This is a genomic window from Streptomyces sp. CG4, assembly GCF_041080655.1.
Taxonomy (GTDB): Bacteria; Actinomycetota; Actinomycetes; order Streptomycetales; family Streptomycetaceae; genus Streptomyces.
This window is the reverse complement of record NZ_CP163525.1, coordinates 951,572-972,733: the sequence shown is the minus strand read 5'-3', so window position 1 is coordinate 972,733 and position 21,162 is coordinate 951,572. Positions and strand designations below refer to the sequence as shown.

Sequence of the window (21,162 nt, the reverse complement as noted above, 5' to 3'; positions counted from 1 at the left end):
AGAAAGAAGTTGAACGAGGGAATATGTAGGCCCGGGGTGTGACCCGGCGGGAAGCCCCCGGTGATCTCCGCCTGTTGGGCAGGTGAACGCGGGGTGCCCGGCGCCCGGAACCGACCGGGAACGCACAGCGCCGAACCCACGGCCCTCACCTCACAGCAGTGAACGCGCCGGCACCACCGCCCCGTCGACCGGCGGCACCGGCAGCGGCCGTGGCCGGGCCGCAGGGAGCGTCTCGGCAAGGGCCGCCGTGAACGCGTCGTACAGCAGCGGCTGGGCGAGGACCGTGCCGCCCGCGACCACCACGTCGTCCGCCGCCGCGCCCCGCCGGGCCGGCAGCGCCACGAGCGCGGCCAGGGCCCGGCCCTGGGCGCCGATCACGGCACGGGCGAGCGCCGAGCCCGCATCGGCGGCGGCGAAGACGGCCGGTGCCCACCGGCCCCGCTCCGCGGAGGGGTGCGTGGCGCGTTCCAACGCCGCGCCCAGCGCGGGCACTTCGGGCACGCCGAACGCGCCGAGCAGCGCCGCTGCCGGCGCGTCGGGAGCCTCGCCGCGGTCATGGGCGGCCCAGCAGGCCCGCACCGCCTCCCGGACCAGCCCGGCCGCGCCGCCCTCGTCCCCGAGGGCCGAGCCCCAGCCGCCGACCTGCACCGGCGTGCCGTCGGCGGGCCGGCCCACCGCCACCGAGCCGGTGCCGGCGACCAGCCCGACGCCGCGGTCCAACCCGGCGGCGGGTACGAGGAGTTCGGCGTCACCCACGACCAGTGCGGGTGCGTCGACGTGGGCGCGCAGGCCGTTGCGTATCCCCGTGCACTGGCGTGGAGTCTCGCAGGCGTGGCCGCCCACGGCCAGGGCCGACGGGCGCAGACCGGCCGGCAGCGCGTCGGCGACCAGCCCGGACGCGCGGACCTCACGAGCGCCTCCGGGCCGCCAGGCGGACGACCGTGGCGGCGCCAAGCGGGGCCGCGACCAGGTCCGTCGTCAGTTCGTGCTGCCAAAGCAGGTGATAGAGCACCGGCAGCACCGCCAGCCGGTCCCCGGCCCTCTCGGCCCCGGCGAGAAGCATCTGCGGTTCGGTGAACACCTCCCGCAGCCGGTCCGCCACCGCCGCCCGGTGACTGCGCGGATCACGGTAGCGGGCCGGCCGGCGCAGATTCGCCCGGAAGGGCTGGTCCAGGTCTCCGACCAGCCGGAACTGCCACCCCACCGACTCGCAGATCCGCGCGGTGAACGCGAAGACCGCGGCGGCCTCCTCGTCGACCGGGTCTTGAGGCCGGACATCGACCACCACGCCGGTCCCGTCGGCCAGCCGCGCGAAGTGGTCCGGGCTGTGCTCGCGTTCCCGATCACCATCCGGCCAGATCAGGCGAAACGGCTGGGAGGCCAGAGCCACGACGGCGGGATCGAGGTCCAGGGCCATCGCTGCGGCCCGCTCCCCCCACGACTCGTAGCCCACCAGAGACCGCGAGGTCACCGCCCAGTAGTCGCCCTGAAGTTCTTCTCCCCTTGAACGCGGTGAACTTCCGGGCCGGTGAGGCACGCTCGAAGGGCTAGCCCCAGTAGCGGGCCGGCGGACCGAGCCGACGGACGCCGTCGGCACCGACGAACCCCACACAGACATCCATGCGAACTCCCAGGTGGGAACCGCCTCTGCAGGCTCGCCATGGACACCTTGGAACTCCTGGCGCATCCTGTCCGCCTCCGCGTGGTCCACGCACTGCGCGGTGGGCGGGTCCTGACCACCGGGCAGTTCTGCGCCCTGATCCCGGACGTGTCCAAGGCGACCGTCTACCGGCACGTCGATCTTCTCGCCGCGGGCGGCATCCTCGACGTCGCCGACGAACGGCGGGTGCGGGGTGCCGTCGAACGCCGCTACCGGCTACGGCAGGAACGCGCGGACATCGACGCGGAAACCGTGCATGCGCTCACCCCGCAGCACCACGAGCGGGCATTCACTGCCGCCATGACCGCCCTGATCGCGGAGTTCGGCGCCTACCTGCAGCGCCAAGGCAGCGATCCCGTGGACGACCTCGTCGGCTATCGGCAGCACGCGATCTGGCTCAGCAGGGACGCACTTGTAGCACCGATCAGCGCGATGCAAGCAGCCATCGCGCCCCTCCTCGCCGACGAACCCTCGCAGGAACGCACCCGCTACCTTCTCAGCCCCATCCTGTTCCCCGCCGAACAGCAACCCGCTGCAGCCGACGCCACCGCTTGCGGTGAACCAGGTCATCTGAGATGACGAGCGAACCAGACCAGATCACTAGAGACAGAGGCCAGATCGACAGAGACGGGACACGACTCCGGCCGGATCAATGGGTATTGGCTCTGGAACCGCACGCGACTGCATCCTTTGGACTACTGCGTTTTCGGCCCTGTGGAGGACGATCTCGCGGCACCGCCGCGAAAGAGTCGACTCATGCGAACCACCATCGGATACACCGCCGAAAGCATCGGCTACGTCGTAGGAGCCCAGGGGCTTGTCAGCTTCGCTTCGCAGACCCTCTTCGGCACGGAGTGGGGCTGGATGCACAAAGTGGTCGACCTTCCGTCCCCCGCTTACCTCGGCATCGTCGCCGTGGGGCTGGCGCTCATCGTCGGCGGGGTGAAGATGCGCAAGCCGCCCCAGCGCCGGAAGGCCGCCTGACCGGCGGGCCTTTCAGCCCGCGACCAGCGAAACGGCCGCACCGGCGCCACATCCTCGAACCCGGCCGTCACACAGTCCGGCAACGGACGCCGCGGTCGCTCGCGTACAGCATCCACGTACGACACTCGACGTACAGCCCCTTAAGATCCACCCCAGCCCGTACAGCCCCCCAGCACGGCCGTTCATTGGCGAATTTCCGGGGCTGTCTTCGTTGCCGCTCTTCAGAGCAGCTTCTGCGGTGCCTCGTACTGGTCGACGGGCGCGATGTTGCACGCGGCCTTGGGCCCGCCGAGTGCGTGCCCCCCGATGCCCTCCCCCTCCGGTAGCGGCACCAGGCAGCGGAGGTCGGTGTTGATGAGCGAAGCGCCATAGGCGTTGAGGATGCCGCCTGCGCCGTCGCCCGCTCCGGGCACGGCGACGACCGGACAGCGAATCTCCCAGCCTGTCAAGGACAAGGTTCGCGCCCAAGCGGATGGCGAATTCCGGGCTAACGACCACGGCAGCCGCCTCCTACTCTCGCTTGGGCCAACTCGCCTGCTGCGCATCAAGGGGGACCCATGCGGATTCGAAGAAGCTTTGCCATAGCCGCGACGACGATGGCGCTCTGCGGCCTCGGGATTTCGGCGCCGGCCGCCGACGCCGCCGTCCGCCCCATGACGGACTGCGGCGCGCCGTGGAACAACGTCGGCGCCCCGGGGAATCTGTACGGCTACGGTTTCTACTACGGTACGTGGACGTACGCTGGTCAGGTCGAGCAGCAGTACCAGAACTGCGGGGGCGGCGTGGTCAACGCCCGTGCTCACTTCCAGTGGTCGTCCGGCTTCCAGTCGAAGTTCAGCGGGACGATGGTGCAGGTCGACATCTATTCCGGGAACTATGGACCCACCACCGGGCCTTCCACGATGGACTCCACGGCGACCAAGGACATCTACTCGCCGGCCTTCGAGATCCACAATGCGAATCCGGATCACTGGGCGGCGGAGGCTCAGCTCGTCGGGACCTACTATGGCTGCTCTTCGGCAGCCCGGGGAACTGACTGGTACTACGGCACCGGAACCCCGCAGCGTGACCCAGTGTCCGGCTACTGCGGCTGACCGCGCCTGTACAACCCTGGCCCTACTGGCGCTGGCAGCGGGGCCGTCGCATTGTCAGCCACCGAAGGTGAAGCCCCTCAGGTCTCGACGTAGCGGCTACGTCTCGGCCGGATCCTCCTGGATCTCCGTCCCTGGTTGGCGCTTTCTGGTGGCTTGCCTGTACACCACGTGGCATGGGGATATGGACCGATGCCTTCACCGCGCCCGCCGAGCCGGTTCTGCTGTCCCGGGAAGATTTCGGGCAGCTCGTGGTCGACCTGGCGCGCGAGCGGGTGGCCTGCACGCCCTGGGCGCTGCTGGCGGGGGAGTTGTGCGTCAATGCGAGTTTGAACTGGGGGAGCGTCAGTGGGCAGGCACGCTGGGACGAGCCTGGCCTCGGCACCGTTCTGCATTCCGAGGAGTACCCCGAAGGCCTGCGGGACGACGATCCGCCGCCGTGGGGTGACTCATACGAGCGGGCCCGCCTGCTGGCCCGCGGTGACGCCATTCTCGACGTGCTGCCGGCCCTGCAGCGGGCACCATATGGGGAGGAGGACGTGGCGGTCGTCTTCCAGTATCTGGACTTCACCAACCGGGCGATCGCCGACTACTTCCGGTTCGAGGACAAACGCACGATGCTCGTCGCCTTCTCCCTGGCCCGTCCGCAGAACCGGCCCCTGTCCACGAACGATGGCTGGAAGCCCCATGGACCAGTGCATCCCGTGCGCACCTGCCTGGTGCACACCTTCAAACACGCGAGTGAGGACGGCCCGCTTCCGCCCCTCGTGTCCGTCGCCGCCCGGCATCTCGGTCCCAACCTCGTCACCGGCGAGACCTGGGGCTGAGCAGTGCTGGGAGCCGGGCTTCGGGCGAGCACACGGACTGAGCCGCGCGGTGGCCGGGGGACTCTCCGGCTGCCAGGCGCTGGGCGAGCTTCTGTCCCTACTCTCCTCGGCCGACTCGGCTGCTCTGCGGCCGGCCCCGGTCCGACCGAGTGTCAGGGTTCGATGTCAGGCTTGGCGTTTGATCGCACCAATCGGGATGCAGTTGTGACCGATGGAGCGCGTCTCGCAGAGGGAGGCATCGGTCAGGTTCGCCTTCTCCGAGACGAGCTGCCAGACCCAGTGGTAATACACGGTGTTCGCCTGGAGTGTGCCTGTCATGGGACGCACACCATCGGCGCCCTCACCGCCGGAGAGCAACTGGTCCTCGGTCACGTAGTCCGTGCCGTCGTCGAGATACGTCCCGAGGCCTGTGCCGGGGTGCTTGTCCAGGTCGGTCGTGAGACTCGGGTAGTTGACAGCTGGCTCGATCGTGGGCGCCATGATGCTGCGGTTGCGGGGCTCGGCCTCCACCCGTACCAGCAGGGCCACCGCTGTGGTTCCAGCTGGTGGAGGGTTGTTCGGCAGATCCGTCGTGGTCTTGGCGTCCAGGATCTGCACCGTGTAGTTGTACGCGCCGTGCACATGCAGCACTGGTGGACGTGCCGGAGGCAGCGTGGGCCGCGAGGGCTGATCGTGCCATTCTTGCCCGGTGCGGGGGTCTGTGACGGTCCCGGCGCCCCGTCTGCTCGGGTGCCGGCGGCCGTACCGTGGTCGGCGCAGCCCGCCAGTGCGCCGATAGCGACGACTGCTGCACATGCCCACCGTTTGGGCGCATCGATCCATCGATCCGTGCTCGCGCTTCCCCCTACTCCCAACGCTTCATCACACACCAGCTGGTGGAAGCAGCGTGGGAGCCCCGGCACGGGCGGCGCAGCTCTCACGGCGAGTCCAGGCCCTCGAGCCCGAGCCGACTCCCTGACCATCTGCTACGGAGAAGCCCGGCTTCAAGGCGGATTCCAGGGGTCGTCGCAACACCGTGGGGTTGATCAGGACGCGAGCAGTTTAGATGGGCGCTCGGCTGGGGTTTCCCAGCCGAGCGCGAAGCGCAGCGCAGACAGCGCTCGCGCGCGTCGCGAAGTCTGTCGCGTGGCGCTACTTTCGGTCAGAACAGGATGATGGGTTGACCGTTCCATTCGCCGCCGAGGCAGACCAGGCGACTTTGGCTGGGATCGATCACAGGAATGCCGCCGCCCGCGTAGCACATGGGCACGGTGACGTCATCGGGCACGGCGCGGGGTGTGGCGTGGGCCAGTCCGCTCGCACCGGTGAGTAAGCCGCAAGTCAGAGATGCCGTGACAAGAAGCAGAGACATGGGACGCTTCACGGTGATGGCTCTCCTGTCAGTGGATGCCGGCGCATGGTTCAGCGAACTGGTGCCCCATGCCTTTCCGTGGGAAGGAGGTCGGGCGCGCACAGGTACGGGGATTCACCCGTTCGGCCTGAGCGAGCCCACCCCGCTGCGCTCCGCGGCGTCACCGACCTCGAAACACGATCAGCGACACAACGCGGAAGCCGAATGACACGGCAGGGCTCTTGGTCGATCGGTTGGTGATCTCACTCATCAATGCCCGGACACAGGAGATGCACTGGGTAAGAAGGCCACTGAGCGGGACCAGGCGCAGCGGGGCCCTGCTCTCCAGAGTGCCTACAACCTGTTCGGCGGTCCCATCACGACGACGCGGGAAGCAGGCTCCTGGACCCGCGCCGAAGCCCTCGCGGTTGTCGCAACCGCCGCCGGCCTTCTCGGCCCCGGAGTCCCAGCTCGGACACCAGGGAACAAGTAACCAGCCGGTAGCTTTCAGAGCTTGGTGACCGTGGTCTACTTCGGATGGCGGGGCACGGTCTTGGTCTTGTCGAGGTCGCCGTACACCGTCGACCGGGGAACGCCGAACATGTCGGGGATCTGCTGGACGGTCTTCTCCCGCTCGTCGTAGAGCCGTTGGGCGAGCGCGGCCTGGTCCTCGGTGAGCTTGGGTCGGCGTCCGCCGACCCGGCCGCGGGCCCGTGCGGAGGCGAGATCGTCCGCCGTCACCAAGTCCACCGCCGGGGGCCGGGTGACTACCTGTCATCGTCCGGTGATTCCTGTTGGCAGGTGCACGACCTTCCCGCCTGGGATCTTCGACTGCCTGTGAAGATCCTGAAGCTTTCATGTGGAGGCGGAAATGGGGGAGGGCTGGAATGCAGAGTGGAGGTATGGCGCTACGCCTTCTGAGTGCCGCGCGCCCGCTGGTCGTTCTGTCGAGCGCCTGGCGCTCACGGTGGACCAGGTGCGCGAATGGCGGCTGCCCACGGCGGTGGGGAAGGCGGCGGATCCGCGGTGGCCGGCCTTCGCCCGGCGGCACGGACTTCGTCCGGATCGTCCCGTCCCGTGGGAAGTCGAAGCGCTGGAATCCGCCGAGCTGCACCGCCTGGTCCTCGGCCTGGTCGACGAGCACACCGACCGCGACGCCCTGGCAGCGGTGCTCGCCGAGGAACGGCGCCAGCGCCGTGAACTCGATGACTTCCGCCGGGCGTGGCGGGACTGCTCCCGCTGACAGGCGGCCACGCCGGACGAGGTCACGCCCGGTTCGGCGTCGGTCGCCTCGGTGGCCGGCGTCAGCAGCTGTGCCACCCCGACATCGTGTCCGGTCCACGACCGAGCAGGGTCGTAGGGCGTGTGCTTCGCCTGGGTGCTGTTGTGCGCGGTCGGATGGATCCTGTCGGTCCTTGTCCCCTGACCTGTCGCGGGCCGACGGCTGGAAGGGGTGCCCCGGATCTCGTGGTGCTGCGTGGTCCGGGGTGCTGTTGTGCGTGCGGGGTCCGCGGCGGCCGGGTCCCGGAGTGGAAAATTCGCATGCCTGGGCCCGTTGCAGTCCGGGGCCAGCCTGCCGTTGCTGATGCTGAGCCCGCCCGCCGGGCTGCTGGCCGGCGTCGTTGCCTTGCCTGATCCGGACGAGCGGTATGACGGAGGAAGGCTCGTGGCGCTGGCCTCTTCGTAGGTACATCACTCCTATTGTTGCTTATGTCATATTTACTGATCGTCAGGAGTCAGATGTGAACTGCGTACGCCGCTCCATGGCCTGTACGACCGCGAGTGTGCTGCTCACCCTCGGCGCCTTCGCGCTCGCCGCTCCCACCTCCGCCGACACGAACACGGTCCTCACCGGCGGAGACGGCTTCTCGTCATCCACGGTCACCGTCAACGCCCCTCAGCAGGGCCTGATCGTCTCGAACGGCAAACCTCTCGTCGACCTCCGCTGCCTCGGCGCCGGCGCGCCGAACGACCACTACGCGGCCTGCGTGAAGGCGCCGATGTGACCTGCTCGTCGGCGACCAGGTCGTGCACGGCCACGATCTCCTCCTACACCGTCTCGGGTCCCGGCTCGTGGTAGCCCACCCTGTGCCGGGCCGTCTCCGGAGTCCACCGCCGCTTGCTGGTCCGCGCGTCCAGCGGCGGGTTCTTGATCGCCGCCCAGCGCTCCTCGGGATCCGAGATCGCGGCGAGGATCTGGTGGGTGCTGAAGGCCACACCTGAGCACCGGTGCCGCTCGGGCCACCGGCTGGCCACCCACCGGTACTCCTTGACCGTGTTGTAGGGCACGTCGACGTCCTCCGACAACCGGTGCAGCCACGCGGAAACCCCAAACAGGTCATCCCCCACGGACCGGCCACCGTGCTCCTGCATCGGGACAACTTCCAGCGCGTCGTCGCCGATGATGAACGAACCCTTCGACAACTTCTCAGCTGCCTCGCGCAGTCGATCCATGATCTGCTCAGAGTGGTGGTGCGTCGCCGCGGCCGACGGCGGCCGTGGCGGTCGCGCACTCGGACTCCTCGAGCTGCTCAGCCCACCCTGGACCGTCCTGACGGGGCGATCGTCGCTACGACCGCCCCCGACCGTTGGATCGGCGAGCCGGTCCGCGTACTGGACCTCAATCCCTAGAGGGGCTGGAGACTCATGTGACCGAGTACGTCATCGCTGCCTTCGCCGACACCATCGGCTCGCTGGGGGAGCGGTCGATCGCCGAACGTCTGGACACGATCGAACGAGTTCTGTTCGCTCTCGCGCGTGCGCAGGGCATCGACCCGGGCGCACTCTGAACTTGCCTGCCTGCCTGCCTGCCTGCCTGCCTGTGCGACTGCGGCCCGCGAACACCTGGCGTGTTAGCGGACCGCAGCCGTATGTGAGCCGGTCAGAGGGGCGCCGGGCAGGCTGTCACGGTTCACGCCGAGCCGATGTTCAGGTGGTGTTGGCGCTCGGTGACGCGGGTGCGCCAGCGGTTGCGTACGGTGTCCTCGCATCGAGCCAGTGGGTAGTGGAGGGCGCGGGGAGCGGGCGGCTGGCCATGAAGTCACCTGCCCGGCCGCCGACGGCCAGTCCGATCGCCTGCACCATCCGGGCGAGGGCCGTGGTTCTGCGTCGGTACCGCGTGGTCAGGCTCGGTACCTGCTCCACCATCGTGCGGCGGGAGCAGGGGCCGTTGTCGCAGAAGAACCGGCGGACCCGCAGCCGCAGCAACACCCGCCGCCCGCCCAGCGGGCGGTCCGCCAAGCGCCGCAAGTACTTGATGTGCACGCGTGACGCAGTCACGTCGCACGAGGGGCACGTCACCGTCTCCTGCCGAGAACGCAGGTCGACCCACACCGCGCTCCCAACGACGTCCACCGCGTCGATGGCCAGCCCCTCGACGTCGGGCCACACCAGATCCAGAACTGTTCGTCCAGTCGGCCGTGTGAAAGAGTCGTGATCTGAGACATGCGGAAGCGCCGCCCCGGCCTGTGTTGTACGGGCGGCGCTCACTGCGCTGTTGCTGGTGTCAGGTCCCGGAGGCTCCCGCATGGTGCACGGATGCCTGCAGGGCCTGCAGCAGTAGCCGGCTCGCCAACCGCCGCCACTGCGACGGCCGCCGCGCCGGTCGGCCCCGGCGGGTAGCCGACGCTGTGTCAGAGCGCGAGCGGAGACCAATCGCGTCCGGCTGCACCCTCTGCTCCGGAATCTGTTCCGGCTGCTGCAGATGGCCAGCGGCGTGTATCGGCTGTCCACGCCGGTAGGCATCCGCCCGTTCCCAGGCATGCTCCCACTGGAGAGCTGCGGGAGTGCCTGGCTTCACCCCACCGCGCATCTTCACGAAGGTGAGCAGCAGGGTCTTGGAGGGCATCCGCGTGCCGCTGAGAACCGCGCCCAGAGAGCTGCGCGGCAGAAAGCTGACGCCGTCCTTGGTAGCCGCCAACTCCAGCTCGAACAGTGCCTTGTTGCCGTGGGCGAACCGCAGGGCGCGCATGGCGTCCAGCAGTTCAAGCGGCCCACGGATGTACTGCGGGCGCGGTCCATCAGAGGCCCCACACATTCCGACGGGAAGGAAAGCACCCCGGCGCCCCGAGCTCCAACCCCCAAGTTTCCCTTTCCTTATCTGCTTACCGGCCCTTTGGTCGGAGCATTCCCACTAGCGGAAAGGAGCAACGACAGTCTCCTCCGATGCGGGGCGAGGCCTGGGTGTCGCGTCCTGATTGGTCAGCCGGTGATGGAGAAGAAGATCGTGTCCTGGGTGTACCAGTCGATGTTCTTCGTCGCGTACTCCCATTCCTCGTGCTCGAACTCAAGCTTCTCGATGAGTTCTTGGATGTCGTACCGGAAGCCGTCTTCCATGCGGTCCAGCACGGCACGGTAGGCGTCGGCAGCAGGCTTGGCCTTGGCCAACGGGAACATGCCGATGTGGGGGCCGTCCACGGGGTAGGGGATGTGGAAGGGGATCTCCTGTGGTGGCCCAGAGAACAGGTGCTCGTGCAGCAGCAGATCAGCGCTCACGTCCAGGCGGCGCAGTTCTTCGTCGACCAGGCCGAAGAAGGTGGAGGGCTTGGAGTACACCCCCAGGTCGCTGGGGTCGGACGCGTTGCAGTCGATGATGTGCTGCAGAGCCTGGTAGTAGGCACCGGCCGCGTACTCCGCGTCCGAACTCGCGTGACCGGCTATGAGGTGTTCGAGCGCGTCGGAGACCGACAAGCCCCAGTCGATGCCCTGGCGGTCCAGCTCAAGTTGGCTGTTCCGCGCCATCTCGCGCACCATGTCGAGGACGCGCTGCTGGTCAGACGTGAGGTTTCCGGCGGCCCCGAGAAACCCCAGGACGTCTGCCTTGTCGGCTGTGCTGTACGAGATGATCCGGCTCATGATCGTCATGCTGCCAGACGCCACTGACATCCAGCTCGGAGGGCAGGGCCCGACAGCATCTCGTGGGTGAAGTGAGGATGCGGGCCCGAAGGAGTTCGCACCAGGCTCGGACACACTCGGCCGAAACGATCCCCCGTTCCCGTCGCTGACCTGGGATTCACGGAACAGCTGACAAGGCCGTTTCAAGAATCGCCATCACTCTGTGGAACCCACGCGCCGATGTTCATCGGTGACCGCCAGAATGCACGCATGACCGACACCACGCAGGTCCCCGCAGAGCGCGAGGATGACCTGGCCCGTCTCCTTGCGACCATGCCCGGGCTGGACTCGTTCGCTCGCACCGTTGTCCGGCTCCGCCCGCGTCGCGGCGAACCCGGTATCCGAAACAGCCATGTCGGCGGACCGATGCTCTGGCCGGCGGACGAGCCCTGGCCGCACTGCGCGAGCGCGGATCACGGGAGCGCCGATGATCCGGTGCCGATGGTGTCCGTGGTACAGCTGTATGCCGCCGACGTGCCCGAGATCTCTTTCCCCGAGGGCACTGACCTGGTGCAGATCGTGTGGTGCCCCGAGCCGCACGTCTTGCCGAAGCCGTCGTTCCAGGGCAAGGACTGCCGGGTGTTCTGGCGGCGCGCCGGTGAGATCAGGTACGGGCCAGACGTGCAACCCGACCCCTGGAAGCACTGGGATGCCGAATGGGACGAATTCCCTCAGCCGTGCACGGTGCATCCCGAACGGGTCGTGGAGTACCCCTGGTGGCAGGAACTGCCGGTCGGGCTCCGCAAGCAGCTGAAGGGCTCGGATGAGCTGTTCGACCTCTATTGGCAGGAGAGCCTCACGGACGGCTGGAAGGTTGGCGGCAGCAAGTCCTGGGCCTCCAGTGACATGCCCGAGAGCCTGGGCTGCCCCGAGTGCGCAGCACCTCTCGGCCTGCTGCTTCAAGTGGACTCCTACGAGAGCCTGCCACTCGTATCGGAGAACCCCCACACGTACCTGTGCACCGTGACTGGTCGGCATCTCGTATGGGGGACGGAAGAGTTCACCCTTACCCGGGAGGCGACCGGTTTCCTCGTGGACGATGCGGCGGATGCCGGGATCTACGTTTGCTCCGCCGATCAGCGGCACCAAGCCTTGTACTTCACGCAGTGACGGTGAGATCTCGAGTGTTTCCCAGCCCCCGTATCCAGGGTCGGCCAACTGTCTGTATCGGCCATCACCGACAACGCCCCAGGCTGCTGAATCGCCTTCCATCGGCGTGTGGTCTGCGGTGGGGGAAGGCCCTTCGGGGACTGGGGCGTCCAGCTGCTTGCTGCCCCTGGACATCGCGAACACCACATAGCCGGTCAGTGACTCCACCAACGCCGCGAGCCGGGCGGACGAGTCGTCCAACACCTTGCCCTCTCAGGGCATCGCAAGAGGTCCTGTATTTGGTGGCTGATCAGTACCGAATCTCGACGAGGCGCCCTTCCGCGTCCGGCTCGGGCACCTCAGGAGCCCGAGCCGCGATCCCGAGTGCGATCCTGTGCGCCGACCACGCCGCGACAGCGGCATCAAGCACGTCGTCCGCAGGAACGCGATCCGCCTCACCGAGCTCGTCCGGGAGCACAAGCCCGGCCTCGGCCAGCAGGGAGCGGCGCAGGTTCTGGCCGCGCCAGGTCTTCTTGGCGTAAGCCAGCGACACACCGCCGGCCAAGGAGTGGAAGGACACCTCGGGGTGCACCTCGTGGATTCGCTCATCAACGAGCCAACACGCCCGAGCCTCAAGCAGCTTCGGCTTCAGCGCCCACGCTTGTTGGCTCAGCCGATTACCGGTGAGTTCCTGGCAATGGTCCGCAGCCGCCCTGTAGTCCGACTCCTCCCACACCGACCTCGGCGCGATGGGGAAAACACTGCTGCGCCGCACCCCCAGCAGCGCCCTGGCCGCGAGATCTGCGGCGCGCCAGCCCCTTTCGACAAGGCCCAACGGCATGTCCACCGCAACCGCATGCACCTCTCCGGCACGCTCGATCAGCGTCTCAAGCCGGATATCCACCAGGCTGCCCGCGTACGCGCCGTCCATGAGTCTGATCCCTATCCACCCCTGTTTTCCGCAGGCATCGACCCCCAGGACGTTCATCCGTCCCACCCCACTCCTCACGCACGAGACCTAAGCGGAAACCTAGCAGCGCCTCGTAGCCCTTCGGGGCCTGCGCGCGGCCCTGGCCAGGCTCATCCTCTCGGGCACGTGCGGGCAGGTGTCGCGTTGCCGGTAGCTCCCCGGCACCCCCGTGCCTACAGGCGCCCAGAAGGCCCGGGAGTCCTGGAAGTGGCTGCCCAGGGTGAGCAGGCAGAGTTGCCCGAGTCATCAGGCGCGGGAGCAACGGTGGCTCAGGCCGACAGGGCGTTGCGCTGGCCGGGCCTGTGCTTCGGACGTCGCTGCGGCGCACAAGCCGGTCAGGACAAGTCGTTCACGAGTACGGCCGCCCCGTCAAACCGCCCCGCCTTGAGATCCGTGAGCGCCTGATCGGCCTGCGAGAGCGGATAGGCGTGCGTAGTCGCGTGCACCCCGTGCCGCGCGGCCAGGGTCAGGAACTCCCGGGCGTCCTCACGGGTGTTGGCGGTGACACTGCGCAACTCCTTCTCGTAGAAGAGGTCGCTCTCGTAGTGCAACGGCGGCGTGTCGCTCAGGTGGATGCCGGCGATGGCCAGCACGCCACCACGGTCCAGGGCCCGCAGCGCGACGGGTACCAGGTCACCGACGGGGGCAAAGAGGATCGCGCTGTCCAGCGGCTCGGGCGGCACATCGTAGGCGCCCCGCGCCGAGACAGCGCCCAGTTCCAGAGCCAGTCGCCGGGCGGCCACACCCCGTGTCATGACGTGCACGGTGGCACCCTCGGCGATCGCGACCTGCGCACACAGGTGGGCGCTGCCCCCGAAGCCGTACAGCCCGAGACGCCCACCCGGCGGCAGCAACGCCCGGCGCAGCGCGCGATAGCCGATGATGCCTGCGCACAGCATCGGGGCGAGCGCAATGTCGTCGAGTTCGCCGGGCAGCCGGTGCGCAAAGGCGGCCGGCACCGTCGTGTACTCGGCGTAACCGCCGTCGGCGTCCCAGCCCGTGTAGAGCGAGGCCGGGCACAGATTCTCGGACCTCCGCCGGCAGTACACACAGTCCCCGTCGGTGCGACGCAGCCAGGCCACCCCCACGCGCTCCCCGACCGTGAAGTCCCGCACAGCGGCCCCGAAGCCCTCGACCACACCGACCACCTCGTGACCAGGCGTGACCCCGAGACGGTGCGTCGGTAGGTCACCCTCGATGACGTGCAAGTCCGTGCGGCACACCCCGCACGCGCGCACGCGCACCAGCAGCTCATCGTCCTCGGGCACCGGAACGGGCTTCCCGACCAACCGGAGGGGACCCTCCTCTACCGGCCGGGGCCCGTCCACGACCCACGCCCGCATCGTCATTCTGTCCGTCATGACGCTCCCTGTCCGCCGAAGCCGCACCCATCCGCACGTCTCATCCGGAACCGGTCCGGCAACATCAGTCCGGAACTCCAGTCTGGAACGAAGCACGGTTGCGGGCCGTCAGCCGACGCCGTAGCCGAAGATCTCGTCTTCGGTGTAGTCGTCGAGGAGCGCTCCGATCGCTTCGCGGAGCTGCGTAGGCGCGGGCTGCGGCAGCCTGGTCGCTCGATGACGCCGGGACCGGTGGTCGTCATGGTCTCTCCACACCAGTTGAGCGGGGCGCGGCCCGTCCCAGACGGCTACACCGCCGCTTGATCGGCCGTGACGGTGTCTCACCGTGCGCAGCCGACGTCCAGCACTTCGATCACGTCACCCTCGACCGTGTAGAGGAGCCAACACCACTCGCCGAACGCTGCGCCCAGATTCGGGGTCTGGGGCTCCGCGTCCTTGGTGACCGCGTCGATCAGCGTGATGATCTCCTCGTGCATCTCGTCCGGCACGTCGAAGAGCACGTTGGCGGCCCGTTGGATCAGTTCGACTCTCATGACGCACCCGCAGACGGCCAGGAGCAGTACGGTCCGGCGATAGCGCACACCCCACCCTGGCCTCAATGACCGAACAGAGTCCCTTATGACCACCATAGATCCGAGGTCTGTCACGGGCGAAGACTTCGTTGTGCGACGGCGTCGGAACGATGGCGGCCATGACACCCATCGTGGGAGACGGCACTCTCGGCAAGGCGAGGGCGCCTACTTCGACGTGCTGGAGGACGGGACCCGGCGGCTGCGCATCGGCGGGGCGGCCGCCGGGCGGCTCCAGTTTCGCCCACGCCTGTGCGGCGACGTCACGCAGGGCGTGCTGGCGGCGGCCCGCATCGCCGGCTCTCCCGCCTCCTGACCGGGCTCTACCTGCCCAGCTCGGGGGCGGTCACCTGGGACGGGACCGACCTTGCCCAGGCCGACCCGGCCGGCGTGTGGGCGAAGGTCGGCCTCGTGCCGCAGGACTACACCCGCTGGCCCATGGACCTGCGCGCCAACATCCAGCTCGGCCAGCCCAGAGCAGAGGACGACGGCCCGCTGCTGGAAGCCGTCCGCGCGGCCAGCGCGGACGGCGTCATCGACAAGGCTCCGTATGGGCTGGACACCCTCGTCGCGAGCTCGAACTGGGGCGGCACCGATGTCTCGGGCGGGCAGTGGCAGCGGATCGCGGTCGCTCGAGCCTTCCATCGCGACGCCGCCATGCTGATGCTCGACGAGCCCACCCCCGCGATGGACCCGCGCGCCCAGCACCTGGTGATCCGCCGCTTCAAGCAGCTCGCCAAGGGCAAAGCCGCCGTCTTCGTCACCCACACCTGGAGAACGCGCGCATCGCGGACCGCATCATCGTCCTCGACCGCGGCAGGATCGCGGAATCGGGCAATTTCGACTCCCTCCCCGATGCGTCCGGATTGTTCGCCGAGCTGTACGAACTTGCTCAAGACCGGTGAGGACCGCCGTCCGCTCCTGAAGGCTTCGTCTCGCTGGGACCGGCGACAGGGACCATTCTGTACGACGTCTACTGGCTCTGGCCGCTCGCTCAAGCCACCCCTGCGCGGGCGGCACCGTCATCAGCGGACTGCCGATGCTCGTGTACCAGGAGACTCGGCAGGTCGAACTCCGAACTGGCCGTACCCCGCTGCCCTGACCGCGATGCGCACCGCAGCGGAAGACGCCAGCCGCGGCCGCCGGGCCAAACGATCGGAAGCCGCCGTAGGCCACGAAGAGTGACCAAGCCGACATGGCGGAGGGTGGCGCCGGACGGATCGGCCAGTCCGTACGCCGGGCTCATGAGACCTTTGCTCGTCTCGGCCTGTCCTGCATATCGACGGTCACGGCCCATGCCTTCATTGACTGCCTGACCACCCCCGATCTTGGTCACTCAGCCCTCGGCCACACATCCGTGACCGGCGGCCAGGACGTGGCCACCCGGCCGCCAGCACCGGTGGGCGCAGTCAATGTTGCGGGGCGTCGGTTCCTCGGAGGTGCGGCACTGTACGGATACCCAACCCCTTGCCCTGCCTGCACCTGCCCGGGGCGTGACGCGTCGTCCCGCACCCGTCGATGTCTCGGCGGAAACCAGCAATGTCACCTTCTGTAACCATGCTCGGCAGCCACTATCCCGGCTACCCGTGCAGCGGAAGTGCCCAGCGTTCGTCTTCCCGTGGCTGCTGAGGGAGGGGCCCCGCAGCATTCTTGAAGCACATGGACCGTGCCTATTGCCACCACTTCGCCCAGATCATGCGGTCCGGGCACGCAAGCGACTTCAAGCGCCCCTTCAGCGAGCCGATGGCGGCGCTGGTCATGGAGCAGTGGTGGCACGGGATGTACTTTGCGATCGGCGCAGGCAGCCTGATCGAGGCCCAGCCGGACCGGTTCGCCGGCGACCGAGCACACACCGAGTGGTCCGGGTCATGAACCCACCCGGCGTGTCAATGACGATCTCCATCAATGCGGCCGACGACCTGGTCGTCCATTCCAAGAGGCCGGTCAGGGTACGGATAGAGAGGCTGCCCTGACGCGTGCTGCGGGGTCAGGTCGTGCGGTGTGACCCGGATCGGGGTGCGGAAGCCCTTGCCGAAGTCCCGAACCCACCGGGAGGCCTGCCATCGGTAGCGCGTGCGTCGCCGGAGAACGGCCCGTTTGTCGCTGTACGGTTCGCCCTACGGCCAGAAGACGACGTACCAGCAGCCCCTACCGCGCACCGACTCCCACGCGCGCGCCATACCTTGCCGGACCAACCGATGCGTTGCTTGTCGGCGTTCAATCCCTCGTCCCCTCTGCCGATGACTCAGATCGGTACCCCCGTCAGGGTTCCCTCTCTGCCTGCTGACGTGCAGCTGGCCAACCTCGTCAGGCTCATCAGCAGCAACGCTGCTAAGGGCTGTCCGGCGGGGCAAGGCCCGCCGGACGGGTCAAAGGCTCAGGCCTAGATCCTGTTCCTGGACGGGCTCGAGGAACCGCAGGAGGTTGAGACGGGACAAGGCGGAGTCGTTCATGTGTTCGTTTCTATGCCGGTGGACGGGTCTGCCATGCTGAGGGCGTGAAGGGCTTCGACTTCGAGGCCGCGAGGAAGCGGATCGGGAAAGATCCCCGCAACGCTCTGCGGGCGCACCGGGAAGCAGAGTCCATCCCGGTCGCTGACCCCGGCCGCTACCACCTGATCCTGACCGCCGACGGCGAGCCGCTCATGCACGGCTGGTGGGACGAGGCCGCCGTGGCACATCGCAAGTTCCGGTCATGGGTCGGCGAGTACGGCAACCTTCCCGGCGCGCACATCGTCCTCGTCGACAAGGCAGAGGGGGAAGCGCTCGCGAGCTGGCCCGAGCCGGACTGACCGACGTTGCCGGCGGTGCCGCGTACGGTTGGCGTCATCACTCCGACAAGCAAGTCGCGTTTGCTGTTGCCGCCCGTCGAGTGTGGAGCCCCGAGGGGGCGTGCTGCCGTCAGCCCTCGGTGGACACGCGGCATCTGAGGTGTAGGGCTGCTGGTAGGCCCATTCCTCGGGCAGGGTGCGGTGGAGGCGTTCGACCTTGCCTTGCAGTTGGTCTGCGGCCGTCAGGGCCTGGTCCAGCGGGGGCTGATGCCCAGTTGGTGGCAGGTCTGTCGCCAGGTGTTCTTGGTGTAGGCCCAGGCGTTGTCGGTCAGTACGCGTTCGATGGTGATGCCTTGGGCGGCGAACCAGGCGGTGGCTCGGGTGAGGAAGGCGGCGCAGGTCGGGGTGGTCTCGTCGGGGAGGTCTTCGGTGTAGGCGAGGCGGGAGTGGTCGTCCAGGGCGGTGTGCAGGTAGGCGTAACCGGCCCCGGTCCGGTTGCGTCGGCCTTCGGCGCGGCCCTGGGTGCGGTGCCCGCCGCCGTCGGGGATGCGGCCGGGTTTCTTGACGTCGATGGGGATCAGTTCGCCGGGCCGGGAGCGTTCGTAGCGGCGTACGGGTGCGCCGGTGGCCCGGTCGCAGGCGGTCGGGACGGGCAGGTGGTGGCGGGTGAGGATGCGGTGGGCGGTGGAGGCGGCGAGGTTGCAGCGGGCGGCCGGGCGGGCTGGTCCGATCTTCTGTTCGCGGCGCAGGCGCATGATCTGTTCCTCGGCCGCGGGCGGGGTCCGGCGGGGCTGGTGGTGCGGGTGGCTGGAGCGGTCGTGGATGCCCGCCTCGCCCAGTTGCCGGTAGTGGCCGGCCCAGCGTGCGGCGGTGGTGTGGCTGACCTGGAAGCGTTCCGCGGCTCGTCGCACGGGCCAGCCGTCGTCGACGACGCACCGGGCCAGGCGCAGTCGGCCGGTAGGGGTCAGCGGGGCATTACGGTGGGACACGAGGGCCTCCTGGCGGTCGGCGTGTAGATGTCGCAATCCACACCGAACCCAGAAGGCCCTCACCTGTTCAAGCACCCACCACGCGTGTCACCAACGTCCCGGGACAGCACACTCAGCCCCGTGAGATGTCTGGATACTCCCCTCCCAGTTCTCCATCTGCCCTGGTCAGCCGCCTGACGGCCGGGAGCAGTCCGCTGATGCCGCACGCCCCTGCCCCGCCATGAAGCTGCGGCGGTCGGGCGCGACCGGCCGAGCCGCGGCAGCGGGGGCCGGCGGGAGGAACCCCAAAGGGGTGTGGTGGCACAGCCTGTCCGTGCGTGCCGGTTGACCGACCAGGAGGGGCGGAGGCTGCAGTAGACCGTGTGTCGGGTGGCACCAGTTCGGGGCGGTTCCGGTGGCCGATGATGCTGCCGGCCTCGGGCGGCGGGAACCGTTGCCGTTGATCGTGAAGCTGGTACAGACGGACGAGGACACCATGCGGGACGTGATCCACAGGTTCGATGAGATCGGCCTGACCTGCCTGGATCCTCGGTGGGCGCGAGGCCGTCCCGGCCTGCTCAGTCCTGACCGCGAGGACTTCGTCGTCCAGTCGGCCGCCACCCGCCCGACCAAGCTCGGCAGCCCTTTCACCCGCTGGTCGATCCGGAAACTCACCGCCTACTCGGTGCTCACCTGATGCAGCCGTCCTGGAAGATCGGCGAGTTCGCTGACGAGCCGTATGTCGGTCGCATGGTCGGCTGCTCTGCTGAGGGGAGGCTGAGAAGCAGGGCGGCTCTCAGCCTCCTCTCAGTGCTCCGTCCGCAGGCTGGAGGCGTCAAGCAGTCAGGGACAAGTGAGGAGAGGAACGACGAGGAACGTCCGGGACGAGCGCCGGGACAGGGACGCGGACTCCCGAGGGGACGCGGCACGACCAAGTCGTGACCGTCGGACAACCGGCGACCCTCACGCTGGCAGGGAGCCCGAGGAGCGACGGGAGACGGACCTCGAAGGGCGGCGGGGCAGCGACCGGTGCTTCGGCCGTGCTGCAGCGGGAGAAGAAGGGCACGCGGACCACGCTGACGTCAGCATCCACGTCAAGAAGGACAGCACTCATGCCCTTGGTACCCGCGCGAGCACCAGGAGCACGCAGCACCACCGTGTGTCTGCGGCGGCCGCCGAGAGCCCGATGGGACAGGAGAAGCGGTTCCCGGAATCGAGGTGACCGTGATGCATTCCGGAACAGGATGGCGACGCGCGACGGTGGTCGCAGCCGTGGCCACGCTGGGCGCGTGCACAGCCGTGCCGGGCCTGACATCACCGAACGCCGCTGCACTGTCCCACGGGCCCGCCCGGTCCGGCGCCGGAGCACCGGCTCCCGTCGTCGACTGCCAGGTCAGCAGGTGTGTCGCGCTGACCTTTGACGACGGACCGACCCAGTACACAGCGGCCGTACTCGACACACTCGAGCGCCAGCACACCGTGGCCACGTTCTTCCTGATCGGGCCACATGCTCTTCAGTACCGGAAGGATGTACTGAGACAGCAGCGGGACGGCGACGCGATCGGCGACCACACGGTCACCCATCCCCACCTCACCCGCTTCACACCCGCCCGGATCGACTACGAGCTGAAGACCGCGGCGGAGCAGATCGCCTCTGTCACAGGGCACCGGCCGACCCTGTTCAGACCGCCCTTCGGAGCGTGGAACGCCAAGGTGCGTGCGGCAGCCGGTGCGGAAGGTCTGTCGGTGGTCACGTGGAACGTCAGCCCCCAGGACTGGAAGTACCACAACCCCGCTCTCATCGAGCAGCGCGTGCTGGCCCGTGTGCGGCCCGGCGCGATCGTCGTCCTGCACGACCGGTACGCCACCACCCCACCAGCCGTGCCCCACATCATCCACGCGCTGAAGGCCCGCGGCTATGTCCTGGTCACCGTCCCCGAGATGTTCGCCACGACCGGCGGCTTGCAACCGGGCATGGTCTACCACCATGGGCCGTGGCCGCGCCCTCGGTAGGGCGGCACTGTGCTCGGCTCTCCGGAGTTGCGGATACGCCAGCCGCCACCGACCTGTCCCGCTGAAGGTCACCGGGGCGACCTGAGCGCCCGGGCGGCCCCCGGCATTATCGCGGAGATGCGAGGAGGAGCCACGCCGCCTGCTGCCATGAATGCGACGCTTCAGAGACCGCCCCGGCCGTCTCGCCGTTTCGCTTCAGTCATGGTGCGCCGACGTCACCCGGAGCAGGCGCGGCTGGACGTCGTTGGAGATGGTGGCCGCCTTGTCCATGTGGGCGCGTGCCTCGGGGTTGGCAAGCATCGCGCGGCAGTGCTCCTCGCTCTGCCACTGCGCAGTGATCAGAGAGGAGGGCTGGACGGGGGTCCGAGGCTCGTCCGCCCGTGAACGCAGCGGTGTCGACCACGGCGCTGCACCACCTGACCCCGGCTGCCCTGCGTCGCACCTACGGGCATCTCGCCGCTTTGCTGCGTCCCGGCGGCGTCCCTGTCAAGGGCGACCATCTGTTGCAGGCCAAGGCCGGGCTTGACGAAGTCGTCGGGTGCGTGGGGCCCCGCCATGCGGAACGGCAGCGCCCCTGCGCGATGAGGACTGGGCCTCGTAGTGGACGGCGGTCGGCGAGTGCCCCGGCTGGCCGAGC

General features: G+C 68.5%; 28 protein-coding genes and 2 pseudogenes. 15 read left to right on the top strand and 15 right to left on the bottom strand.

Features of this window, described 5'->3' with window-relative positions:
* Positions 1 to 150: 150 nt before the first annotated feature.
* Positions 151 to 954 (bottom strand): BadF/BadG/BcrA/BcrD ATPase family protein, encoded by an 804-nt coding sequence (locus AB5L52_RS04520; RefSeq protein WP_369362705.1) that lies wholly within the window; start codon positions 952 to 954, stop codon positions 151 to 153.
* On the bottom strand, positions 908 to 1,471 hold the full coding sequence (locus AB5L52_RS04515) for a TnsA-like heteromeric transposase endonuclease subunit (RefSeq protein ID WP_369362704.1): 564 nt from the start codon (positions 1,469 to 1,471) through the stop codon (positions 908 to 910). The genes AB5L52_RS04520 and AB5L52_RS04515 overlap by 47 nt, the downstream gene beginning before the upstream one ends.
* Before the next feature lie 189 nt (positions 1,472 to 1,660).
* On the opposite strand from AB5L52_RS04515, the gene AB5L52_RS04510 reads away from it, so the two are divergent.
* Positions 1,661 to 2,239 carry a helix-turn-helix domain-containing protein gene (locus AB5L52_RS04510; RefSeq protein ID WP_369362703.1) on the top strand — a complete coding sequence of 193 codons (579 nt, stop codon included), beginning with the start codon at positions 1,661 to 1,663 and terminating at the stop codon, positions 2,237 to 2,239.
* Positions 2,240 to 2,416: 177 nt separating this feature from the next.
* Positions 2,417 to 2,644, top strand: a complete 228-nt coding sequence (locus AB5L52_RS04505) for a hypothetical protein (protein WP_369362702.1) — start codon at positions 2,417 to 2,419, stop codon at positions 2,642 to 2,644.
* A 221-nt stretch (positions 2,645 to 2,865) separates the two neighbouring features.
* On the opposite strand, the gene AB5L52_RS04500 is transcribed toward AB5L52_RS04505, so the two are convergent.
* Positions 2,866 to 3,057, bottom strand: coding sequence for a hypothetical protein (locus tag AB5L52_RS04500; protein WP_351580365.1), 192 nt, complete (start codon positions 3,055 to 3,057; stop codon positions 2,866 to 2,868).
* A gap of 144 nt (positions 3,058 to 3,201) precedes the next feature.
* Between AB5L52_RS04500 and AB5L52_RS04495 the strand changes: the two genes are divergently transcribed.
* Positions 3,202 to 3,738 carry a hypothetical protein gene (locus tag AB5L52_RS04495; protein WP_351580362.1) on the top strand — a complete coding sequence of 179 codons (537 nt, stop codon included), beginning with the start codon at positions 3,202 to 3,204 and terminating at the stop codon, positions 3,736 to 3,738.
* Positions 3,739 to 3,911: 173 nt separating this feature from the next.
* Positions 3,912 to 4,562, top strand: coding sequence for a hypothetical protein (locus AB5L52_RS04490; protein WP_369362701.1), 651 nt, complete (start codon positions 3,912 to 3,914; stop codon positions 4,560 to 4,562).
* 165 nt (positions 4,563 to 4,727) lie between these two features.
* Here AB5L52_RS04490 and AB5L52_RS04485 read toward each other — a convergent pair whose 3' ends face one another.
* Entirely contained in the window at positions 4,728 to 5,159 is a 432-nt protein-coding gene (locus tag AB5L52_RS04485) for a hypothetical protein (RefSeq protein WP_369362700.1), read from the bottom strand.
* Positions 5,160 to 5,703: 544 nt separating this feature from the next.
* A complete protein-coding gene (locus AB5L52_RS04480) occupies positions 5,704 to 5,829 on the bottom strand; it encodes a hypothetical protein (RefSeq protein ID WP_351033650.1) in 126 nt (41 codons plus the stop codon).
* 82 nt (positions 5,830 to 5,911) lie between these two features.
* On the opposite strand from AB5L52_RS04480, the gene AB5L52_RS04475 reads away from it, so the two are divergent.
* The gene (locus AB5L52_RS04475) at positions 5,912 to 6,121 is read left to right on the top strand and encodes a hypothetical protein (protein WP_369362699.1); all 210 of its coding nucleotides are present in this window, start codon (positions 5,912 to 5,914) and stop codon (positions 6,119 to 6,121) included.
* Between the two features lie 299 nt (positions 6,122 to 6,420).
* Here AB5L52_RS04475 and AB5L52_RS04470 read toward each other — a convergent pair whose 3' ends face one another.
* Positions 6,421 to 6,633 (bottom strand): helix-turn-helix domain-containing protein, encoded by a 213-nt coding sequence (locus AB5L52_RS04470; protein ID WP_369362698.1) that lies wholly within the window; start codon positions 6,631 to 6,633, stop codon positions 6,421 to 6,423.
* 235 nt (positions 6,634 to 6,868) lie between these two features.
* Here AB5L52_RS04470 and AB5L52_RS04465 point away from each other — a divergent pair, with 235 nt between their 5' ends.
* Together AB5L52_RS04465 and AB5L52_RS04460 are read left to right on the top strand one after the other, a co-directional pair.
* Complete coding sequence (locus AB5L52_RS04465) at positions 6,869 to 7,135, top strand: hypothetical protein (protein WP_369362697.1); 267 nt, start codon at positions 6,869 to 6,871, stop codon at positions 7,133 to 7,135.
* Positions 7,136 to 7,634: 499 nt separating this feature from the next.
* Positions 7,635 to 7,898, top strand: a complete 264-nt coding sequence (locus AB5L52_RS04460; RefSeq protein ID WP_351033653.1) for a hypothetical protein — start codon at positions 7,635 to 7,637, stop codon at positions 7,896 to 7,898.
* 43 nt (positions 7,899 to 7,941) lie between these two features.
* Here AB5L52_RS04460 and AB5L52_RS04455 read toward each other — a convergent pair whose 3' ends face one another.
* Positions 7,942 to 8,346 (bottom strand): DUF6192 family protein, encoded by a 405-nt coding sequence (locus AB5L52_RS04455; protein WP_369362696.1) that lies wholly within the window; start codon positions 8,344 to 8,346, stop codon positions 7,942 to 7,944.
* A 194-nt stretch (positions 8,347 to 8,540) separates the two neighbouring features.
* Here AB5L52_RS04455 and AB5L52_RS04450 point away from each other — a divergent pair, with 194 nt between their 5' ends.
* Positions 8,541 to 8,681 carry a hypothetical protein gene (locus AB5L52_RS04450; RefSeq protein ID WP_369362695.1) on the top strand — a complete coding sequence of 47 codons (141 nt, stop codon included), beginning with the start codon at positions 8,541 to 8,543 and terminating at the stop codon, positions 8,679 to 8,681.
* A 139-nt stretch (positions 8,682 to 8,820) separates the two neighbouring features.
* Here the strand turns inward: AB5L52_RS04450 and AB5L52_RS04445 are convergent, their stop codons facing one another.
* The 3 genes from AB5L52_RS04445 to AB5L52_RS04435 form a co-directional block, all read right to left on the bottom strand.
* Positions 8,821 to 9,420, bottom strand: coding sequence for a transposase family protein (locus AB5L52_RS04445; protein WP_369362694.1), 600 nt, complete (start codon positions 9,418 to 9,420; stop codon positions 8,821 to 8,823).
* The gene (locus tag AB5L52_RS04440; protein WP_369362693.1) at positions 9,398 to 9,862 is read right to left on the bottom strand and encodes a hypothetical protein; all 465 of its coding nucleotides are present in this window, start codon (positions 9,860 to 9,862) and stop codon (positions 9,398 to 9,400) included. The genes AB5L52_RS04445 and AB5L52_RS04440 overlap by 23 nt, the downstream gene beginning before the upstream one ends.
* A 230-nt stretch (positions 9,863 to 10,092) precedes the next feature.
* Entirely contained in the window at positions 10,093 to 10,746 is a 654-nt protein-coding gene (locus tag AB5L52_RS04435) for a hypothetical protein (RefSeq protein ID WP_369362692.1), read from the bottom strand.
* 249 nt (positions 10,747 to 10,995) lie between these two features.
* Between AB5L52_RS04435 and AB5L52_RS04430 the strand changes: the two genes are divergently transcribed.
* A complete protein-coding gene (locus AB5L52_RS04430; RefSeq protein ID WP_369362691.1) occupies positions 10,996 to 11,895 on the top strand; it encodes a hypothetical protein in 900 nt (299 codons plus the stop codon).
* A gap of 289 nt (positions 11,896 to 12,184) precedes the next feature.
* Here the strand turns inward: AB5L52_RS04430 and AB5L52_RS04425 are convergent, their stop codons facing one another.
* The 4 genes from AB5L52_RS04425 to AB5L52_RS04410 form a co-directional block, all read right to left on the bottom strand.
* Positions 12,185 to 12,862 carry a DUF429 domain-containing protein gene (locus AB5L52_RS04425; RefSeq protein ID WP_369362690.1) on the bottom strand — a complete coding sequence of 226 codons (678 nt, stop codon included), beginning with the start codon at positions 12,860 to 12,862 and terminating at the stop codon, positions 12,185 to 12,187.
* A gap of 317 nt (positions 12,863 to 13,179) precedes the next feature.
* The gene (locus tag AB5L52_RS04420; RefSeq protein WP_369368805.1) at positions 13,180 to 14,187 is read right to left on the bottom strand and encodes a zinc-binding alcohol dehydrogenase family protein; all 1,008 of its coding nucleotides are present in this window, start codon (positions 14,185 to 14,187) and stop codon (positions 13,180 to 13,182) included.
* 126 nt (positions 14,188 to 14,313) lie between these two features.
* Positions 14,314 to 14,460, bottom strand: coding sequence for a hypothetical protein (locus AB5L52_RS04415; protein ID WP_369362689.1), 147 nt, complete (start codon positions 14,458 to 14,460; stop codon positions 14,314 to 14,316).
* 65 nt (positions 14,461 to 14,525) lie between these two features.
* The gene (locus tag AB5L52_RS04410) at positions 14,526 to 14,738 is read right to left on the bottom strand and encodes a hypothetical protein (protein WP_369362688.1); all 213 of its coding nucleotides are present in this window, start codon (positions 14,736 to 14,738) and stop codon (positions 14,526 to 14,528) included.
* A 214-nt stretch (positions 14,739 to 14,952) separates the two neighbouring features.
* Between AB5L52_RS04410 and AB5L52_RS04405 the strand changes: the two genes are divergently transcribed.
* From AB5L52_RS04405 to AB5L52_RS04390, 4 genes are all read left to right on the top strand, one after another.
* Positions 14,953 to 15,090 (top strand): hypothetical protein, encoded by a 138-nt coding sequence (locus AB5L52_RS04405; protein ID WP_369369085.1) that lies wholly within the window; start codon positions 14,953 to 14,955, stop codon positions 15,088 to 15,090.
* Entirely contained in the window at positions 15,027 to 15,959 is a 933-nt protein-coding gene (locus AB5L52_RS04400) for an ATP-binding cassette domain-containing protein (RefSeq protein WP_369362687.1), read from the top strand. Before AB5L52_RS04405 ends, AB5L52_RS04400 begins: the two co-directional genes overlap by 64 nt.
* A 474-nt stretch (positions 15,960 to 16,433) precedes the next feature.
* On the top strand, positions 16,434 to 16,646 hold the full coding sequence (locus AB5L52_RS04395) for a hypothetical protein (protein WP_369362686.1): 213 nt from the start codon (positions 16,434 to 16,436) through the stop codon (positions 16,644 to 16,646).
* A 625-nt stretch (positions 16,647 to 17,271) separates the two neighbouring features.
* Entirely contained in the window at positions 17,272 to 17,565 is a 294-nt protein-coding gene (locus AB5L52_RS04390) for a hypothetical protein (protein ID WP_351033689.1), read from the top strand.
* A 132-nt stretch (positions 17,566 to 17,697) separates the two neighbouring features.
* On the opposite strand, the pseudogene AB5L52_RS04385 reads toward AB5L52_RS04390, so the two are convergent.
* Positions 17,698 to 18,533: pseudogene (locus AB5L52_RS04385) on the bottom strand (IS481 family transposase); the annotation flags it as partial.
* A gap of 360 nt (positions 18,534 to 18,893) precedes the next feature.
* On the opposite strand from AB5L52_RS04385, the pseudogene AB5L52_RS04380 reads away from it, so the two are divergent.
* Together AB5L52_RS04380 and AB5L52_RS04375 are read left to right on the top strand one after the other, a co-directional pair.
* Positions 18,894 to 19,194, top strand: a pseudogene (locus AB5L52_RS04380) (helix-turn-helix domain-containing protein); the annotation flags it as partial.
* Between the two features lie 545 nt (positions 19,195 to 19,739).
* Positions 19,740 to 20,525, top strand: coding sequence for a polysaccharide deacetylase family protein (locus AB5L52_RS04375; RefSeq protein WP_369362685.1), 786 nt, complete (start codon positions 19,740 to 19,742; stop codon positions 20,523 to 20,525).
* Positions 20,526 to 21,162 lie beyond the last annotated feature (637 nt).

Excerpts from the sequence above, each read along its gene's own strand:
- AB5L52_RS04425 (WP_369362690.1), bottom strand. The coding sequence starts at position 12,862 with ATGAACGTCCTGGGGGTCGATGCCTGCGGAAAACAGGGGTGGATAGGG.
- AB5L52_RS04440 (WP_369362693.1), bottom strand. The coding sequence starts at position 9,862 with ATGCGCGCCCTGCGGTTCGCCCACGGCAACAAGGCACTGTTCGAGCTG.
- AB5L52_RS04420 (WP_369368805.1), bottom strand. The coding sequence starts at position 14,187 with ATGCGGGCGTGGGTCGTGGACGGGCCCCGGCCGGTAGAGGAGGGTCCC.
- AB5L52_RS04455 (WP_369362696.1), bottom strand. The coding sequence starts at position 8,346 with ATGGATCGACTGCGCGAGGCAGCTGAGAAGTTGTCGAAGGGTTCGTTC.
- AB5L52_RS04505 (WP_369362702.1), top strand. The coding sequence starts at position 2,417 with ATGCGAACCACCATCGGATACACCGCCGAAAGCATCGGCTACGTCGTA.
- AB5L52_RS04395 (WP_369362686.1), top strand. The coding sequence starts at position 16,434 with ATGGACCGTGCCTATTGCCACCACTTCGCCCAGATCATGCGGTCCGGG.
- AB5L52_RS04490 (WP_369362701.1), top strand. The coding sequence starts at position 3,912 with ATGGGGATATGGACCGATGCCTTCACCGCGCCCGCCGAGCCGGTTCTG.
- AB5L52_RS04495 (WP_351580362.1), top strand. The coding sequence starts at position 3,202 with ATGCGGATTCGAAGAAGCTTTGCCATAGCCGCGACGACGATGGCGCTC.
- AB5L52_RS04430 (WP_369362691.1), top strand. The coding sequence starts at position 10,996 with ATGACCGACACCACGCAGGTCCCCGCAGAGCGCGAGGATGACCTGGCC.
- AB5L52_RS04510 (WP_369362703.1), top strand. The coding sequence starts at position 1,661 with ATGGACACCTTGGAACTCCTGGCGCATCCTGTCCGCCTCCGCGTGGTC.
- AB5L52_RS04475 (WP_369362699.1), top strand. The coding sequence starts at position 5,912 with ATGGGACGCTTCACGGTGATGGCTCTCCTGTCAGTGGATGCCGGCGCA.
- AB5L52_RS04445 (WP_369362694.1), bottom strand. The coding sequence starts at position 9,420 with ATGCGGGAGCCTCCGGGACCTGACACCAGCAACAGCGCAGTGAGCGCC.
- AB5L52_RS04435 (WP_369362692.1), bottom strand. The coding sequence starts at position 10,746 with ATGAGCCGGATCATCTCGTACAGCACAGCCGACAAGGCAGACGTCCTG.
- AB5L52_RS04375 (WP_369362685.1), top strand. The coding sequence starts at position 19,740 with ATGCATTCCGGAACAGGATGGCGACGCGCGACGGTGGTCGCAGCCGTG.
- AB5L52_RS04410 (WP_369362688.1), bottom strand. The coding sequence starts at position 14,738 with ATGAGAGTCGAACTGATCCAACGGGCCGCCAACGTGCTCTTCGACGTG.